The sequence below is a fragment of the Sinomonas mesophila genome, from assembly GCF_001999765.1.
Taxonomy (GTDB): Bacteria; Actinomycetota; Actinomycetes; order Actinomycetales; family Micrococcaceae; genus Sinomonas; species Sinomonas mesophila.
Map to the genome: position 1 here is coordinate 145774 of NZ_KV908327.1, position 17857 is coordinate 163630.

Consider the following 17857-nt stretch of genomic DNA (forward strand, 5'->3'; position numbering starts at 1 on the left):
AGCTAGCAGGCGTTCGGGTCTCCTATGCTGGGGCGCATGCAAGCCTCCCAGCCAGCGAGTGCGAAGCCGATCCTGACCCTCACGGTGAACCCGGCTCTGGACGTCAGCACTTCGACCGAGCGGGTCAAGAGCCTCCACAAGCTGCGCTGCAGCACGAGCCGGCTCGATCCAGGCGGCGGAGGAGTGAACGTCTCGCGGGTCGTCCAGAGGCTCGGCGGGCAGACGCTGGCGGTGTACACCGCGGGTGGCCCCACGGGGGAGGCCTACCGCCGCCTCATCGAAGCCGAGCGCATCCCCAGCGTGGTCATACCGATCCAGGGGAGCACCCGACAGAACTTCACCGTCGACGAGACGATGACGGGGCAGCAGTTCCGTTTCGTCCTCGAAGGCCCCGAGCTCAGTGACGCGGAGTGGCGTGCCTGCCTGTCCGTCCTTGCCGCATCGATGCCCGTCGACGGATACGTGATCGCCAGCGGCAGCCTGCCCCCGGGGGTTCCCGAGGACTTCTACGCGAGGGTCGCCCGACTCGCGCGCGAAGGCGGCGCGCGCTGCGTCGTGGATGCATCCGGAGCCGCACTCGCGCAGGCGCTCGCCGAGGGCGTCTTCCTGGTCAAGCCGAGCCGGCGGGAGCTCGGGGCATACGTCCACCGGACGCTCGACACCGAGCAGAGCCAGGTGGAGGCTGCCTCGGCGCTGGTCGCCGAGGGGGGCGCCGAGTATGTCGCGCTGACCCTCGGCGAAACGGGGGCCGTGCTCGCGTCCAAGTCCGGCGTCGTCCGCCTGCCGGTGCCCTCGGTCCAGGTCGTCAGTGCCGTGGGAGCCGGCGACAGTTTCCTCGGCGGATTCATGCTCCGCCTCGCGCAGGGCCACCCTGTGGAGGCGGCCTTCCGAGGGGCAGTCGCCGCCGGAAGCGCGGCCGTGATGACTCCGGCCACCGAATTGTGCCACCGCAGCGACGTTGAGCGCCTGGAGGCCGAGCTCTCGGCAGCGGCGCTCTGAACTGCCGGGCTCCAGGAACCCCGCCGGGCTCCAGGAACCCCGCCGGGGTGCAGGACCCCGCCGAGGACGGGCTACCGAGGCCAGGGCTAGGGAGAGGGAAGGGGCGGGACCCTGCCGTGGTCCAGCCACGGGCGCAGCGTCTCTTCGGCGTCGAAGCCTCGCGCCCCCGCGCCCACGCGGCCCAGGAGCTCGACGACGTCCAACGTCGTGGCGTTGCCGTGCCGGTGCTCCTCGCCGAGGGCCCGCAGCGCCCGGAAGAAGCGGTCGTCGCCGATGGTGCGGCGCACGGCGTGCAGGGCGAGCGCCCCGCGCTTGTAGACGCGGTCATCGAACATGAGCGCGGGCCCGGGCGCGCCGATCGCGATGTCGGAGCGTTGCCCGGAGACGAGTTTCCACGCCGCGTCCGCCCGGGAGTCCGCCGAGCCGAGGCCCGCACGCTCGCTCCAGAGCCACTCGGCGTAGCACGCGAAGCCCTCGTGCAGCCAGATGTCCTCCCACCGGCGCACCGTGACGGAGTTCCCGAACCACTGGTGGGCGAGCTCGTGTGCCAGGAGCCGCTGGGACTCCCACGAGCGCGTGATGTGGTTGCGGCCCATGATCGAGAGCGTCTGCGCCTCGAGCGGGATCTCGAGCTCGTCCTCGGTCACGACGATGGTGTAGTCCCTGAAGGGGTAGGGTCCGAAGAGCCGGGCGAAGTGCTCGACCATGTCGGTCTGGTCCCGGAGCCCCGCAAGGGCAGCCTGCCTCAGGTCTGCGGGGACGGCTGCGAAGACGCCCACGGGCGGCCCCCCGCGGTGCCGGACCCGGCCCAGCTCGAGGATCTGGTACCGGCCGATGAGCAGGGTCGCGAGGTACGGGGCCATGGGCTCGTGCACCTCATACACCCACGTTTCGCGGCTCGCCTTGCGCCGGTGGCCCACGTGCAGGCCGTTCGAGACGACCCGGTACCCGGCGTCCGCCGTCGCGCTGATCCTGAAGGTGGCCTTCTGGCTCGGGTGGTCGTTGCACGGGAACCATGTGGGCGCGCCGACGGGCTGGCCGGCGACGAGCACGCCGTCGGCCAACTCCTCCCAGCCCACGGCGCCCCACCGCCCGTCGGCCGGAGCGGGGCTGCCCTCGTAGCGGACCTCGACGTGGAAGTCCTTCCCCGCCGGCACTGGGGCGGCGGGGGTGATGCGCAGTTCGTCCCCGCGCTGCGCGGCCTTGGCCGGGCGGGTGCCGTCGACCTGGATCTTGACCGCCCGCAGCCCCGTGAGGCTCAGCGTGATGGCTTCGAGCTGGTCTGCGGCCGTCGCGCGGATGCGCGCGCGGCCGGCGAGCCGGTTGCTCGCGAGGCGGATGTCCAGCTCGAGATCGTAGTGCCGGACCCAGTAGGCGGCGCTCCCGTGGCCGGGCGTGTACGGGTCGAGGAGGGCGCCGTTGCGGGAGTTCTTGGCGGTTGTCGGCTGCTTGGACGGGCTCACCGGCGGGGTGCCTCCGGCTCCTTCCACGGGGCCACGGGGTTGCCGCGCCAGTACGAGGCGGCGGGGACGTGCTCGCCGCGCATGACGAGCGAGGCGGGGCCGACGGTCGCGCCGGCGGCGATCTCCGCGCCGGGCAGGACGACGCCGTGCGGGCCGAGCGTCGCGCCCTCTCCGAGCACGACCGTGTCCATGCTCATGATCCGGTCGTGGAACAGGTGTGTCTGGACGACGCAGCCGCGGTTGACGGTCGAGCTGGGGCCGAGCGAGACGAGGTCAGCCTCGGGCAGCCAGTAGCTCTCGCACCACGCGCCCGGGCCGATCTTCGCCCCGAGGCCGCGGAGCCACCACACGAGCGCCGGGGTCCCCGAGGCGGCCCGCGCGAACCAGGGTGCGGCGACCATCTCGACGAACGCGTCGACGACCTCGTTGCGCCACACGAACGAGCTCCACAGGGGATGCTCGCCCGCGCGGACGCGGCCCACGAGGAGCCACTTCGCCAGGACCGCCGAGACCGCCGCGACGCCGCCTGCGGCGAGCATCACGGCCCCGCACAGCAGGGCGGCGGGCAGGTAGCCCCACGCGGTGGCGAGCCAGTCGAGCGCGACGAGGACGACGACGGCGATCGCCACCGTGAGCACGACCGGCACGGCGCGGCACAGCTCCCACGCCGCGCGCGCGACCTTGAGCCTCGTCGGCGGGCGGAACGTGCGTTCGGCGTCGGCCTCCATGGCCGTGCGGCGCAGGCGCACGGGTGGGCTTCCGAGCCACGAGGACCCCGACTTGGCCTTCTTCGGGGTGGCCGAGAGCACGGCGACGAGGCCGTCCTTCGGCACGGAGCGCCCGGCCGCTGTCATGCCCGAGTTCCCGAGGAACGCGCGCTTGCCGACCTTCGCCGGGGCGATCTTCATCCAGCCACCGCCGAGCTCGTAGCTGGCGATCATGGTGTCGTCGGCGAGGAACGCGCCGTCGCCCACCGTGGTCATTTTGGGCACGAGCAGCACGGTGGACGCCTCGACGTCCCTGCCGACCTTTGCGCCGAGGACCCGCAGCCACGTCGGCGTGAAGAGGCTCGCATAGACGGGGAAGAGAAGGTCCCGGGCCATGTCGAGCACGCGCTCGGTGGCCCAGACCTGCCAGCCCATGCGGCTGCGGATCCGGTAGTGCCCCGCGGCGAGGCCGACGCCCAGCAGGCGGGTGGCGCCTGCGACGAGGGCCAGATTGAGCGCGAACCACACGGCGGCGGCGGCGGGGGATGCGGCGAGCATGGGCCCGGCAGCCTCGTGCAGGGACTCGTGGCCGCCCGCCGCGGCCAGGACGACCGCCCCTGCCGCGGCCGCGGAGACGAACGGGATGAGCGCGAGGAGCGTCGATCCAGCGGCGAACGCGGCGATCCACGCGCCCTCCTCGAGCGGCGAACGGCGCGTGGCGGGCTCCGGCCAGTCCGGCTTGGCCTTGCCGACGCGGGCGGCCGGGGATCCGGCAACCCGGAGCCCGGCCTTGACCCGTCCCGAGACCGACGAGCCCGGGTCCACGATCGCCCCGGCACCGACGCGCGCACCGGGCAGGAGCGTGCTGCGCGAGCCGACGGTCGCCCCGGCGCCGACGCTGATCCCGCCGATGTGCACCCAGTCGCCGTCGATCCACCACCCGGAGAGGTCCACCTCGGGCTCGATCGATGCGCCGGCCCCGAGCGTGAGCATGCCGGTGACCGGCGGGACGGAATGCAGGACGGCGTCCCGGCCGATCGTCGCCCCGAGGGCGCGCGCGTACCAGGGGACCCATGGGGCGCTCGCGAGGCTCACGGCCTGCGCGAGGTCGGCGATCTGCTCGGCGAGCCACAGCCGCAGGTGCACGCGGCCCGAGCGTGGGTACCGGCCCGGCTGCACGCCGCGCAGGAGAACGCGCGCGGCGGCGACGGAGATGGCCATGCGACCCCACGGGCTCACGAAGAGGAGCCACGACGCCGCAATCCACCACCACGAGAGGGTGGGCGCGGCGGAGAAGCCAGCGAACGCCGAGAGCACATTGTTGGCCGCCGCGAGGTACGTGAGCCAGCGCATGCCCACGAGGATGAAGAGCGGCACGCCCATGAGCGTCTGGGCGAACTGGGTGCGCCGCGCCGTCGGGCGGACCGTGCGCTCGCGGGCCGCCGGGCCTCCCTCGGGCGCCGTCCCGAGTACCGCCTCGACGAGGGCGCCGACCCGCGGATGGGCGTAGACGTCGGCCACGGTGACGGTGGGGTAGCAGCGGCGCAGGGCGGAGACGAGCTGGGCGGCCGCGAGCGAGCCGCCGCCGTGGGCGAAGAAGTCAGCGTCGAGCCCGGGCGCGCTCGTGCCGAGCACGGCACCCCACTGCTCGACGACCCACGCGGCGTCGTCGGACAGCTCGAGGTTCGGCCCGGCGCCGTCGTCCGCGCCCGGGAGCGGCCACGGGAGGGCAGTGCGGTCCACCTTGCCGCTCGTCTTGGTCGGGAGGGTGCCGACGACGGCGAGCACGGGCACGAGCGCGGCCGGCAGCTCCCGCTCGAGACGCTTCCGGGCCACGGCGAGGTCCGGCTCGATGCCGTCCGACGGCGCGAGGTAGCCGACGAGGATCTGGTTCCCGGCCGCCGTCGTGCGCACGGCCGCCGCGGCGCCCGCGATCCCGGGCAGCGCCTGGAGCGCCGCGTCGACCTCGCCGAGCTCGATCCGACGGCCGCCGAGCTTCACCTGCTCATCGGCCCGGCCCTGGAAGAGAAGTCCCTCGGGCTCGTATCTCACGAGGTCGCCCGAGCGGTAGGCCCGCTCCCAGCCGAGGCTCGGCATCGGGGCGTACTTCTCGGCGTCCTTCGCGGGGTCGAGGTAGCGGGCCAGCCCGACGCCGCCGATGATCAGCTCGCCCACGCCGCCCTCGTCGACGGGGCTGCCCGAGGCGTCGACGACGGCGAGGTCCCAGCCGTCGAGGGGGAGGCCGATGCGCACGGGACCGGTCCCGTCCATCCGCGCGGCGCAGGCGACGACGGTGGCCTCGGTCGGCCCGTACGTGTTCCACACCTCGCGACCCTCGACCGCGAGGCGCGCCGCGAGTTCGGGCGGGCAGGCCTCGCCGCCGAAGATGAGCAGCCGGACGTTCTCGAGCGCCTCGGCCGGCCACAGCGCGGCGAGCGTCGGCACCGTCGAGACGACCGTGATGCGCCGCTGGACGAGCCACGGCCCGAGGTCCATGCCCGTGCGCACGAGCGCCCGGGGGGCCGGCACGAGGCACGCTCCGTGCCGCCACGCAAGCCACATCTCCTCGCACGAGGCGTCGAAGGCGACCGAGAGCCCGGCCAGGACGCGGTCCTCGGGGCCGAGCGGCTCGTCGGGGAGGAAGAGGCGGGCCTCGGCGTCGACGAACGCCGCCGCCGAGCGGTGCGACACGGCGACGCCCTTCGGAGTGCCGGTCGAGCCGGAGGTGAAGATGACCCAGCAGTCGTCGTCGGGGGCCGGCGGGCGCGGGTGGGGGAAGGGCTTGGGCCGGTGGCTGTCGACGGTCATCGACCCGCCGCCTCGGACGATCCCAGCGACGCGGGCCTCCCCGAAGACGAGCTTGGCCCGCTCGTCGGGGTCGTCCGCGTCGACGGGCACGTAGGCCGCGCCGATGAGCATGATCGCGAGGATCGCGACATACAGCTCGGCGGTCCCCGAGGGGATCCGCACGCCGATCCTGTCTCCGGCGCCGAGGCCCGCGGCGTGGAGCGTGCGGCCCATCGCACGGACCTCCGAGAGGAGCTCCGTATAGCTGAGGGTGCGCGTCCCGTCGTCGAGGGCCGGGGCTTCGGGGAAGGCTTCGGCGCTCGCGGTGAGGATGTCGAAGAGCGTCCGGGCGGGCGGCGTCCGGTCCGTGCCGGGCAGCTGCGGGGGGAAGGGCCGCGATGCGGCCTCGAGGGTGTCTGCTGGGATGTCGCTCACGCCCGTGCCTTCGGCTCGCTCAGGGGAAGTCATGTCGCGGCCATTCTTCCAGAGGGCCGCGCGGAACCCCGCGCGGCGGGGCCGCTGGCGGGCAGGGCTACGGGACCAGGAGGACCTTGCCCGTGGTCCCGCGTCCCTCGAGCGCCGCGTGCGCCGCGGCGGCCTCGCGCAGCGGGTACTGCGCCCCGATCCGCACCGAGAGGGTCCCCTCGAGCACAGCGGCGAAGAGCTCCGAGGAGCGCCAACGCCGCTCGGCCGCGTTGAGCAGGTGGTGCTTGAGCGTCGGGCGCGTGACGAACAGCGAGCCGCCGGTGTTGAGTCGCTGGAGGTCGAACGGCGGCACCTGCCCCGACGCCCCGCCGAAGAGGACGAGCATGCCGCGCACGCGCAGGCTCGCGAGCGAGCCGTCGAACGTGTCCCGCCCCACGCCGTCGTACACGACGTCGACGCCCGCGCCGCCGGTGAGCTCGCGGACCTGCTCGGGGAAGTCGTGGTAGCGGATCACGTGGTCCGCGCCGGCCAGGCCCGCGAGCTCGGCCTTCGCGTCGGTCGAGACGGTCGTGATGACGCGCGCGCCGCGGGCCTTGAGCAGCTGGATGAGCAGCAGGCCGACGCCGCCGGCCCCCGCGTGCACGAGCGCGGTCTGGCCCGGCTCGACGCGGAAGCTCGAGGTCACGAGGTAGTGGGCCGTCATGCCCTGCAGCGGGAGCGCCGCCGCGGTGAGCAGGTCCACGCCCTCGGGGATCGGGAGGGCCTTCTCGGCGTCGACGAGCATGTACTCGGCGTAGGTGCGCGTGCCCTCGGCCGTCGCGATGCGGTCCCCCTTGGCGAAGCCCGCGGCCTCGGCGCCGTCGCCCACCGCCGAGACCGTTCCCGCGGCCTCCTCGCCCGGGGTGAAGGGGAACGGGACCTGGTAGACGCCCTGCCGCTGGTACGTCTCGATGAAGTTCACGCCGGCGGCCGCCACGCGCACGAGCAGCTGGCCCGGCCCGGGATGCGGCATCTCAAGCTCGCCGGGGACGAGGACTTCGGGTCCTCCGGGCTGCGTGGCGACGATGGCGTTGATCATGGCTCTCCTGACGTCTCGTTCCGTTCGGCTCGCCTGACCATCCTAAGGAGTGGGGCCTGGCGACCCCAGGACGGGGCCCTGCGAGGAAGGCTGCATAAATATTGACCCCTATGCATAACTTTGCCTAGAGTGGGCGGGTGACCATTACAGCAGCAGTCTCCGGAGCCAGCGGCTACGCCGGAGGCGAGGTCCTCCGCCTCCTCGCCAACCACCCCGAGATCGAGATCGGCGCGATCACGGCGCACTCGAGCGCCGGCAGCCGCCTCGGCGAGCTCCAGCCGCATCTGCTGAGCCTCGCGGACCGCGTCATCGCCGAGACGACTCCCGAGAACCTCGCGGGGCACGACGTCGTCTTCCTCGCCCTCCCGCACGGCGCCTCCGCCGAGGTCGCCGCCGCGCTGCCCGAGGGCACCCTCGTCATCGACGCGGGCGCGGACCACAGGCTCGAGGACCCCGAGGCCTGGTTCCGCTTCTACCGCTCCGAGCACGCCGGGACGTGGCCCTACGGCCTGCCCGAGCTGCCCTTGGGCGGGGGGCACACCCAGCGCGAGCGGCTCGTCGGCGCGCGCCGCATCGCCGTCCCCGGCTGCTACCCGACGTCGGCCCTGCTCGCCCTCACGCCCGGCTTCGCCGCGGGCCTGCTCGAGCCCGACGACGTCGTCATCGTCTCCGCGTCCGGCACCTCCGGCGCGGGCAAGTCCGCCAAGCCGCACCTCCTCGGCTCCGAGGTCATGGGCTCGATGAGCCCCTACGGCGTGGGCGGCGGCCACCGGCACACGCCCGAGATCGAGCAGGGCCTCTCCAACGCCGCGGGCGCGCCCGTCACCGTGTCCTTCACCCCGACCCTCGCGCCCATGAGCCGCGGCATCCTCACGACGGCGACGGCGCGGGTCAAGGAGGGCGTGGATGGAGCCTCCCTGCGCGCCGCGTGGGAGGCCGCGTACGGCCCCGAGCGCTTCGTGCACCTCCTGCCCACGGGCCAGTGGCCCGCGACGCAGATGGTCCTCGGCTCGAACAACGTCGCGCTCCAGCTCGCCTTCGACGAGCACGCCGGGCGCGTGATCGTGAGCTCCGTGATCGACAACCTCACCAAGGGGACCGCCGGGGGCGCGGTCCAGTCCATGAACATCGCGCTGGGCCTCGATGAGGGCGCCGGCCTCGCACAGCTGGGAGTCGCACCGTGACCGTCACCGCACCCAAGGGCTTCCGGGCCGCCGGCGTCACCGCGGGCATCAAGGCCTCGGGCAAGCCCGACATGGCGCTCGTCGTCAACGATGGGCCCGAGAAGCACGCCGCCGCCGTCTTCACCTCGAACCGCGTCGCCGCGGCGCCCGTGCGCTGGTCGCGGCAGGCCATCAGCGACGGCCGGGCCGACGCCGTCGTGCTCAACTCCGGCGGCGCCAACGCGTGCACGGGGCCGGAGGGCTTCCAGAACACGCACACGACGGCGGAGAAGACCGCCGACGTGCTCGGCATCTCCGCGGCCGACGTCGTCGTGTGCTCGACCGGCCTCATCGGCGAGCAGCTGCCCATGGACAAGATCGTCCCGGGCGTCGACGCGCTCGGCGAGGCGCTCTCGGCCGACGGCGGGCACGACGCCGCCGTTGCGATCATGACGACGGACACCGTGCCGAAGGAGGCCGTGTTCACGGGCGCCGACGCGCAGGGCGTCGAGTTCACGATCGGCGGCATCGCGAAAGGCGCCGGCATGCTCGCCCCGGGGCTGGCCACGATGCTCGTCGTCCTCACGACCGACGCCGAGGCCCAGCCCGAGATGCTCGACGCCGCGCTGCGGGACGCCACCCGCGTGACGTTCGACCGCGCCGACTCGGACGGGTGCATGTCCACGAACGACACCGTCGTGCTCCTGGCCTCCGGCGCGTCCGGCGCCGTCCCGGACACCTCCGTGTTCACCGCGGGCCTGACCCAGGTCTGCGCCGAGCTGGCCCGCAAGCTCATCGGCGACGCCGAGGGCGCGGCGCACGACATCGCGATCCGCACCTTCAACGCCGCGAGCGAGCGCGATGCCGAGGTCGTCTCCCGGGCCGTGGCCCGCTCGAACCTCTTCAAGACGGCGATTTTCGGCAGGGACCCCAACTGGGGCCGCGTGCTCTCCGCCGTCGGCACGACCGACGCTGTCTTCGAGGCTGACTCCCTCAACGTCTCGATCAACGGCATCCAGATCTGCCAGAACGGCGGGATCGGGCAGGACCGCTCGCTCGTGGACCTCGAGCCGCGCGAGGTCCTCGTCGAGATCGACCTCGCCGCCGGCAACGCCGAGGCGACGATCTGGACCAACGACCTCACGCACGACTACGTGCACGAGAACAGCGCCTACTCGAGCTGAGGCCCGCCCATGACTGATGCAGGGACCGAGCCCGCCACGAACATCCGGCTCGCGATGGACAAGGCCGAGACGCTCGTCGAGGCCCTCCCGTGGATCCAGCGGTTCGCCGGGACCACGATGGTCGTCAAGTACGGCGGCAACGCGATGGTCAACGACGAGCTGCGCCGCGCGTTCGCCGAGGACATCGTCTTCCTCCACCACGTGGGCATCCACCCCGTCGTCGTGCACGGCGGCGGCCCGCAGATCAACGCGATGCTCAAGCGCGTCGGGATCGAGAGCGAGTTCAAGGGCGGCCTGCGGGTCACGACCCCAGAGGCGATGGACGTCGTCCGCATGGTCCTCACCGGGCAGGTCGGCCGCGAGCTTGTGGGACTCATCAACTCCCACGGCCCGTACGCCGTCGGGCTCTCGGGCGAGGACGCGGGGCTCCTGCGCGCCGTCCGCACGGGGGCCGTGGTCGACGGCGAGGAGGTCGACCTCGGGCTCGTCGGCGAGGTCGTCGGCGTCGAGCCTGCCGCGGTGCACGACATCCTCGAGGCCGGGCGCATCCCCGTCGTCTCGACGGTCGCCCCCGAGGTCACCGTCGAGCGGGGCCCCGACGGCGCCGAGCGGCACGTGCCGACCGGCCAGGTGCTCAACGTCAACGCGGACACCGCGGCCGCCGCCGTCGCCGTCGCGCTCAAGGCCTCGCGGCTCGTCGTCCTGACCGACGTCGAGGGCCTCTACCGCAACTGGCCGGACAGGGGCTCGCTCATCTCGCAGATCTCTGCGTCCGAGCTGCGCGGGATGCTGCCCACGCTCGAGTCCGGCATGATCCCCAAGATGGGCGCGTGCCTCAAGGCCGTGACCGAGGGCGTGGACCGGGCCGCGATCGTCGACGGCCGCAGCCCCCACACGATGCTCCTCGAAGTCTTCACGAACGCAGGCGTCGGCACGCAGGTCGTGCCCGACGAGGAAGGGACCAGCGCATGAGCCAGCCGAATCAGAGCGAGGCGCTCGAGACCGCCAAGGCCTCCGAGCTCGCCGGCGCATCGTCGGGCGCGGAGTGGCTCGCGCGCTACTCCGACTCCCTCATGGGTGTTTTCGGCACGCCCCAGCGCGTCCTCGTGCGCGGCCAGGGCTGCTACGTGTGGGACGCCGACGGCCGCCAGTACCTCGACCTGCTCGGCGGGATCGCGGTCAACGCCCTCGGCCACGCGCACCCGTTCGTCACCTCGGTCATCTCGAGCCAGCTCGCGACCCTCGGACACGTCTCGAACTTCTTCACGAGCCCCACGCAGGTCGCGCTCGCGGAGAAGCTCCTGGCCATCACGGGCGCGCCCGCCGGCTCGAAGGTCTTCTTCGCGAACTCGGGCACCGAGGCCAACGAGGCCGCGTTCAAGCTCGCCCGCCGGAACAGCAAGAACGCCGAGGGCGGCCGCCGGACCAAGGTCGTCGCGCTCGAGGGCGCATTCCACGGCCGCACGATGGGCGCCCTCGCGCTCACCGCCAAGAAGGCCTACCGCGAGCCGTTCGAGCCGCTGCCGGGCGGCGTCGTGCACGTGGCGTTCGGTGACATCGAGGCCCTGCGCGCCGAGGTCGACTCGACCACGCAGGCCGTCTTCCTCGAGCCCATCCAGGGCGAGGCCGGCGTCGTGCCGCTGCCCGAGGGCTACCTCGCCGAGGCGCGGCGGATCACGCGCGACGCCGGGGCCCTCCTCATCGTCGACGAGGTCCAGACCGGGATCGGCCGGACTGGGAGCTGGCTCGCGATCGAGGGCTCGGGGGTGATGCCCGACGCCGTGACCCTCGCCAAGGGCCTCGGCGGCGGCTTCCCGATCGGCGCCGTCGTCACCTTCGGCCCCGAGGCGAGCGCGTTCCTGTCCGCGGGCCAGCACGGCACGACCTTCGGCGGCAACCCCGTCGCGACGGCGGCCGCGCTCGCGACCATCCACGCGATCGAGAGCCAAGGCGTCTTGCCGAACGTCCTCGCCGTGGGGGACCGGCTGCGGGAGCGCCTCGTGGCGCTGCCCGAGGTCGCCGAGGTGCGGGGCCGGGGGCTGCTCGTGGGCCTCGACCTCGCGTTGCCCGCAGCGGTTCCCGACGACGCCAACCTCGCCGCCGCCGTCGTCAACGCCGCGCTCGACGCCGGCTTCATCGTCAACGCCCCCGGCCCGCGCACGCTCCGCCTCGCGCCGCCGCTCATCCTGACAGCCGAGCAGGCCGACACGTTCGCCGACGCCCTGCCCGGGCTCATCGCCGCGGCCGTCGCCACGCTCATCCCCAAGGAGACCCCATGACGACCACTACCGTCCGGCACTTCCTCAAGGACACCGACCTGAGCCCGGCCGAGCAGGCCGAGGTCCTGGACCTCGCCGTCCGCATGAAGGCCGAGCCCTACTCCGTCCAGCCGCTCGCGGCCGAGGGCTCCGCGCGCAAGACCGTCGCGGTGATCTTCGACAAGACCTCGACCCGCACGCGCGTCTCCTTCTCCGCCGGGGTGACGGACATGGGCGGCACGCCGCTCATCATCAACCCGGGCGAGGCGCAGATCGGGCACAAGGAATCCGTCGAGGACACCGCGAAGGTGCTCGAGCGCATGGTCGCCGCGATCGTGTGGCGCACGGGCGCGCACCAGGGCCTCGTGGACATGGCCGCGAACTCGCGCGTGCCCGTGGTCAACGCCCTCTGCGACGACTACCACCCCTGCCAGCTCCTCGCGGACCTGCTCACGGTCCGGGAGCACAAGGGCAGCCTCGCCGGACTGTCCATGGCCTACCTCGGCGATGCCGCGAACAACATGGCCAACTCGTACCTGCTCGCGGGCGTCACCGCAGGCATGCACGTGCGGATCGCCGGCCCCGAGGGCTACCTCCCGGCCGCTGACGTCGTCGCCGAGGCCGAGGCCGTGGCCGCGCAGACCGGCGGCTCGGTCCTCGTCACGACCGACGCCGCTGCGGCGCTCGCGGGCGCCGACGTCGTCGCGACGGACACATGGGTCTCGATGGGCCAGGAGGCCGAGAAGGAGTCGCGGATGCAGCTCTTCCGCGACTACTCCGTCGACGCCGCCGCGATGGGCCAGGCCGCGCCCGACGCCGTGTTCCTCCACTGCCTCCCGGCCTACCGCGGGTACGAAGTCGCCGCAGAGGTCATCGACGGCCCGCAGTCGGTGGTGTGGGACGAGGCCGAGAACCGCCTGCACGCCCAGAAGGCGCTGCTCGCGTGGCTCCTGCACCGCTCGGGCCAGGCCGTCGTGGACGGCCTGCCGGCCGCCTCATGAGGCCGCGAGCATGAGCAGCGAGAGGCCTTCGATGCCGGCGCCCGCCCCGCAGACCAAGGCGGCCCGCCAGGCGCGCATCCGCGCGATCCTCGCGGGCCAGTCGGTGCGCTCGCAGGCGGAGCTCGCGACGCTGCTCGCGGACGACGGCGTGCTGGTCACCCAGGCGACGCTCTCGCGGGACCTCGTCGAGATCGGCGCCGTCCGGGTGCGCGGCGCCGACGGCGGCCTCGTCTACGCCGTGCGCGGCGAGGGCGGCGATCGGAGCCCACGGACCGGGCAGGACCAGGAGGTGCTCGACGCGCGGCTCGCGAAGCTGTGCGCCGAGCTCCTTGTCACGGCGGAGTCCAGCGCGAACATCGTCGTGCTCCGCACCCCGCCCGGCGCCGCGAACTTCCTCGCCCTCGCGATCGACCATTCGGTCATCCCGTCGATCCTCGGCACCATCGCCGGCGACGACACCGTCATGATCATCACCCGTGATCCGGCCGGCGGGGAGGCGGTCGCGGCCCGCTTCCTCGAGTTGGCATCGCAGGGGGCGTAGCGAGAAGCCGGATCTTCCTTACGACGGCCCCTCCCCGCGTCCAGTGACGTGGTGAGGGGCCCTGCCGTGTCGTGGAGTCCGGGCAGGGCCGTTCCCCCATGGTCAGAAGGGTGGGGGTGGGTCGCTGTGGGGATAGGTCCTGTGCTTCCGGCCGGAGGGGCCGGTCCATTCGAGGGTCCCGGGTGGTGGCGGTGGTGGGCTCTTCTGGTCGGTCTCCTGCTCGGCCGCTTGCCTGCCGCCGATCTGGCGGACTTTCCAGTAGCCGAGGGTCTTCTGGCGGTGGTGTTCGCGGCAGAGGAGGGCGAGGTTGTTGGTGTCGGTTTCGCCGCCCTGGGACCATGCGTGGGTGTGGTCGGCCTCGCAGGCGGGGCCGGGCTTCTCGCAGGCGGGGAAGGTGCAGGTCGCGTCGCGGATGGTGAGGAAGCGGCGCATGGCGGCGGTGGGGGCGTAGCGGGTGCGCTCGATGGCCAGCGGGGCCCCGGTGAGGGGGTGGACGACGAGCCGGGTCCAGAACTTCGTCTGCGCGGCGAGCCGCCGGGCGGCCTCGGAGTCGATGAGCCCGTAGCCGAGGATCTCTCCGGGAGTGTCGCTGGTGCCGGCGAGGGTGGCGGCGGGGACGGTGACCACGAGTTCGGTCCGCACGCCCGCGATCGGGCCCCCGGCCGAGCTGGTCCCGGTGGCGAGGAGGAGGTCGGTGAGGGCGTCGGCGCGCAGCTGGTTGACCGTGCGGGCCTCGTCGGGGGCTTGGAGGGAGCGGGCGACCGCGGTCAGGCGGGTGTCGATGAGGGCCCCGGTCTCGAGCGGGATGAGGGCGGTGAGGTGGGCCATGCCGTCCCCGCACGGGGTGATGTCCACGCGGCGGTCGGCGAGGGCCTTGGCCTTGCGCACGGCCAGGGGCGTGTCGGCGTAGTCCTCGGCGAGGCGGTGCAGCCGCCGGCCGAGGGCGCCGGGGGGGGGGGTCAGGTCGGGGTCATCGGGGGCGTCGATTCCCGCGGCGGCGGTGGCGAGCTCCTCGAGGCGGGCGGCCGGGATGGGGATGGCGGCGTCGAGGATGCCCGCGGCCCGGCGCCGGGTGAGCCGGCCGGCGCGCATGGCGGCCAGGACGGGGGCCATGGAGGGGGGGGTCAGGGCGAGGGCCTCCTCGACCATGGCCCGGGTGGTGCGCTGGGCGAGCTTGAGGACCGCGGCGGCCTCGGCGGCGGCCACGGCGGGGGCGTCGAGCCGGTCCACGGGTACCTCGCTGGAGGAGCCCTCGGCGCGGGTGAGCGCGGCGAGGAGGAAGATCCTGTTGGCGTCGAGGCGGGCCTGGTCGGCCTCGTTGGCCTCGAGGGCGTCCAGGACCTCCGCGGCGCGCTCGAGCCGGATCTGCGCCATCGCCGCCTCCGGCGGGGGCGGCTCCGTGGACGGGTCATGACCTGTTTCAGGCGCGGGAGCAGGTGCCTCAGGTGCCTGCCCGCAAGTGCAAGCGCAGCGGCAGCCGCCGTCCGCCGTCGTCCTGGGCATGCCCGGGAGCGGGTCGAACAGTGCCGGGTCGAACCGCGGAGCCTCGATCCACCGCACCTTCCCGGAGCAGATCGCGGCGAACTCCTCCGGGCTCATCGGGTCCACGACCCCGAGCTCCTCCGGGCTCAGGTCATCCCAGTCCTCGGGATCGTCCACGTCCAGGTCCGGGTCCCAATCGGGCACAGGCGACGGCCCAGGGAGGGGCGCGCCAATGGCGGCCCCCTCATCGAATCCCTGTTCCCCTGCCATGGACCTACCCTCGCACAGGGCTCCGACAATTCTCGGCGAGGACAGGGAGACCCTCAAGCGCCGTGACGCGAAGCTGGCGCGGATCGGCGCGCCTTCTGAAGAATCCGGCCCCTGGGGTCGGGATCCGTCCTCATCCGGTGGGACAGTGGTGGCACACGACGCCGAAAGGGGCCCACCATGACCACCCTGCCCACGCCGGTCGACCCGCCCGAGCTGCACACGAGCCCGGCCTTCGCCCAGGGGATGATCCTGCCCGCGGGGCCGACGCTGTACGTCGGCGGGCAGAACGGCACCGACTCTGAGGGGAACCTGCTCGAGGGTCTCGGGCCGCAGGCCGAGCAGGCCATGCGCAACGTGTTCGCGGTGCTGGCCGCGGCGGGGACCGACCCTGAGCACGTCGCGAAGCTCACCATCTACCTCGCGCCGGACGTCGATCCCGGCGAGGCCTACGCGGCCTCCTTCGGCGTGTGGGGCAATCGGCGCACCGCGGTCACCGTCCTGGCCATCGCACCTGCGCGGCCGGGTGCGCTCGTCGAGATCGACGCGGTCGCATCGATCCCCGCCCCATCAGACACGGCCCAGGGGGAACCCGCCTCCACCGCATGAGACCATGCGTCCATGGATGGTGATGAAGCCCCCGAAGTCAGCGCCCTCGCGATCAACGTCACGATCCCCGAGGCGCTCCGCTGGACCGACACGCGCCGCGGCGAGGAGTTCATCCTCACGACCCTGAACATCCGCCTCCTGCCGGACGGCCATCTCGCCGCGAAGGCCTACGGGCGCCCGACGGCGGGCGGCCGGGGTGCGTACGTCTCCTTCCGCGTCCCAGACCGGCCCGAACTCGCGCGGATCATCGCGGAGGCAGCGAGCCGCGCGAGCGAGCTGTGGGCAGGCCACCGCGGCCTCGGCTGATGCTGAATCGGGCGATGTTGGCTGACGGTACGCACGACGGCGTGGCGTCACCTGCGGCGGGAGGGACTGCCCCTGCCGGGCAGGGAAGCCTAGACTCCGTGGGGTGGAACCGCTGAGCCTCCAGACGGACGAGGCACGCTCCCTCTTCGCAGGACTGCCCTTCGCCCGGCAGACCCTCGAGGCCCTCGCCGGCGCCCGCCTCCCGCCAGAGCTGACGGACCGCGAGGCCGTCCTGGCCGGCCTCGGCCGCACCCCCTCGGACGTCCCGCTTCCGGCGGGCTTTCCCATCTCACTCTAGGGCGCAGATTGCGCCCGATGTATATCTATGTAGACTGATGCATAACAATTCGTTGCAGCCCCCTGCATAAGGAGAACACTGTGAAGGAACGCATCGTCCTCGCCTATTCGGGCGGTCTGGACACTTCCGTCGCCATCGGCTGGATCGCGGACGCGACCGGCGCCGAGGTCGTAGCCGTCGCCGTCGACGTCGGGCAGGGCGGCGAGGACATGGAGACGATCCGCCAGCGCGCCCTCGGCTGCGGCGCCGTCGAGGCCTACGTGGCCGACGCGCGCGACGAGTTCGCGGACGAGTATTGCATGCCCACCCTCAAGGCGAACGGCCTCTACCAGGGTCACTACCCGCTGGTCTCGGCGATCTCCCGCCCGGTCATCGTCAAGCACCTCGTCAAGGCCGCCCGCGAGTTCGGCGCCACGACCGTCGCCCACGGCTGCACGGGCAAGGGCAACGACCAGGTCCGCTTCGAGGTCGGCATCCAGACCCTCGGCCCGGACCTCAAGTGCATCGCCCCGGTCCGCGACCTCGCCCTGACCCGCGACAAGGCCATCGCCTACGCGGAGGAGAAGCGCCTCCCGATCGTCACGACGAAGAAGAACCCGTACTCGATCGACCAGAACGTCTGGGGCCGCGCCGTCGAGACCGGCTACCTCGAGGACATCTGGAACGCCCCGACCAAGGACATCTACGACTACACGCAGACGCCGGAGTTCCCGCCGGCGCCGGACGAGGTCACCATCTCCTTCAAGGAGGGTGTGCCGACGGCGGTCGACGGCGCCGAGATGTCGCCGCTGCAGGTCATCCAGGAGCTCAACCGCCGCGCCGGCGCGCAGGGCGTGGGCCGCATCGACGTCGTCGAGGACCGCCTCGTCGGCATCAAGAGCCGCGAGATCTACGAGGCCCCCGGCGCGATGGCGCTCATCACCGCGCACAAGCACCTCGAGGACGTCACCATCGAGCGCGAGCACGCCCGCTTCAAGGCCACCGTCAGTCAGCGCTGGAGCGAGCTCGTCTACGACGGCCAGTGGTTCTCCCCGCTCAAGCGCGCCCTCGACGTCTTCATCGACGACTCGCAGAAGCACGTCTCGGGCGACATCCGCATGGTCCTGCACGGCGGCCAGGCCGTCGTCAACGGGCGCCGTTCGGACTCCTCGCTCTACGACTTCAACCTCGCGACCTACGACACGGGCGACACGTTCGACCAGTCCAGCGCGAAGGGCTTCATCGACCTCTGGGGCATGTCCTCGAAGGTCGCCTCGAGCCGCGACCAGCGCGTCGCGGGGGAGTGAGC

The 17857-nt window shown here is 72.9% G+C and carries 15 protein-coding genes; 11 read left to right on the forward strand and 4 right to left on the reverse strand.

What is annotated here, in order from left to right; all coding sequences use genetic code 11:
* Positions 1-36: 36 nt before the first annotated feature.
* Complete coding sequence (locus tag BV907_RS08245) at positions 37-999, forward strand: 1-phosphofructokinase family hexose kinase (protein ID WP_077489277.1); 963 nt, start codon at positions 37-39, stop codon at positions 997-999.
* An 86-nt stretch (positions 1000-1085) separates the two neighbouring features.
* On the opposite strand, the gene BV907_RS08250 is transcribed toward BV907_RS08245, so the two are convergent.
* From BV907_RS08250 to BV907_RS08260, 3 genes are all read right to left on the reverse strand, one after another.
* The gene (locus tag BV907_RS08250) at positions 1086-2462 is read right to left on the reverse strand and encodes a M1 family metallopeptidase (RefSeq protein WP_077489237.1); all 1377 of its coding nucleotides are present in this window, start codon (positions 2460-2462) and stop codon (positions 1086-1088) included.
* On the reverse strand, positions 2459-6424 hold the full coding sequence (locus BV907_RS08255; RefSeq protein ID WP_077489238.1) for a Pls/PosA family non-ribosomal peptide synthetase: 3966 nt from the start codon (positions 6422-6424) through the stop codon (positions 2459-2461). Before BV907_RS08255 ends, BV907_RS08250 begins: the two co-directional genes overlap by 4 nt.
* Before the next feature lie 64 nt (positions 6425-6488).
* Complete coding sequence (locus tag BV907_RS08260; protein WP_077489239.1) at positions 6489-7460, reverse strand: quinone oxidoreductase family protein; 972 nt, start codon at positions 7458-7460, stop codon at positions 6489-6491.
* 137 nt (positions 7461-7597) lie between these two features.
* Between BV907_RS08260 and argC the strand changes: the two genes are divergently transcribed.
* Genes argC through BV907_RS08290 form a run of 6 tightly spaced genes read left to right on the forward strand, consistent with a single transcriptional unit; the run spans position 7598 to position 13607 of the window.
* Positions 7598-8644 carry an N-acetyl-gamma-glutamyl-phosphate reductase gene (argC, locus tag BV907_RS08265; protein WP_077489240.1) on the forward strand — a complete coding sequence of 349 codons (1047 nt, stop codon included), beginning with the start codon at positions 7598-7600 and terminating at the stop codon, positions 8642-8644.
* Positions 8641-9807 carry a bifunctional glutamate N-acetyltransferase/amino-acid acetyltransferase ArgJ gene (gene argJ, locus BV907_RS08270; RefSeq protein ID WP_077489241.1) on the forward strand — a complete coding sequence of 389 codons (1167 nt, stop codon included), beginning with the start codon at positions 8641-8643 and terminating at the stop codon, positions 9805-9807. Before argC ends, argJ begins: the two co-directional genes overlap by 4 nt.
* Positions 9808-9816: 9 nt before the next feature.
* The gene (argB, locus tag BV907_RS08275; protein ID WP_077489242.1) at positions 9817-10779 is read left to right on the forward strand and encodes an acetylglutamate kinase; all 963 of its coding nucleotides are present in this window, start codon (positions 9817-9819) and stop codon (positions 10777-10779) included.
* A complete protein-coding gene (locus BV907_RS08280; protein ID WP_077489243.1) occupies positions 10776-12086 on the forward strand; it encodes an acetylornithine transaminase in 1311 nt (436 codons plus the stop codon). The genes argB and BV907_RS08280 overlap by 4 nt, the downstream gene beginning before the upstream one ends.
* Positions 12083-13066: an ornithine carbamoyltransferase gene (gene argF, locus BV907_RS08285; protein ID WP_077489244.1), complete on the forward strand. Its 984-nt coding sequence runs from the start codon at positions 12083-12085 to the stop codon at positions 13064-13066. Before BV907_RS08280 ends, argF begins: the two co-directional genes overlap by 4 nt.
* Before the next feature lie 10 nt (positions 13067-13076).
* Positions 13077-13607, forward strand: a complete 531-nt coding sequence (locus BV907_RS08290) for an arginine repressor (protein WP_077489245.1) — start codon at positions 13077-13079, stop codon at positions 13605-13607.
* A gap of 102 nt (positions 13608-13709) precedes the next feature.
* On the opposite strand, the gene BV907_RS08295 is transcribed toward BV907_RS08290, so the two are convergent.
* Positions 13710-15359, reverse strand: coding sequence for an HNH endonuclease signature motif containing protein (locus tag BV907_RS08295; protein ID WP_077489246.1), 1650 nt, complete (start codon positions 15357-15359; stop codon positions 13710-13712).
* A gap of 177 nt (positions 15360-15536) precedes the next feature.
* Here BV907_RS08295 and BV907_RS08300 point away from each other — a divergent pair, with 177 nt between their 5' ends.
* From BV907_RS08300 to BV907_RS08315, 4 genes are all read left to right on the forward strand, one after another.
* The gene (locus BV907_RS08300) at positions 15537-15965 is read left to right on the forward strand and encodes a RidA family protein (protein WP_077489247.1); all 429 of its coding nucleotides are present in this window, start codon (positions 15537-15539) and stop codon (positions 15963-15965) included.
* Positions 15966-15977: 12 nt separating this feature from the next.
* Positions 15978-16271 carry a hypothetical protein gene (locus tag BV907_RS08305; protein WP_077489248.1) on the forward strand — a complete coding sequence of 98 codons (294 nt, stop codon included), beginning with the start codon at positions 15978-15980 and terminating at the stop codon, positions 16269-16271.
* Between the two features lie 103 nt (positions 16272-16374).
* Positions 16375-16569, forward strand: a complete 195-nt coding sequence (locus tag BV907_RS08310; protein WP_077489249.1) for a hypothetical protein — start codon at positions 16375-16377, stop codon at positions 16567-16569.
* 80 nt (positions 16570-16649) lie between these two features.
* Positions 16650-17855 carry an argininosuccinate synthase gene (locus BV907_RS08315; protein WP_077489250.1) on the forward strand — a complete coding sequence of 402 codons (1206 nt, stop codon included), beginning with the start codon at positions 16650-16652 and terminating at the stop codon, positions 17853-17855.
* Positions 17856-17857: the final 2 nt, after the last annotated feature.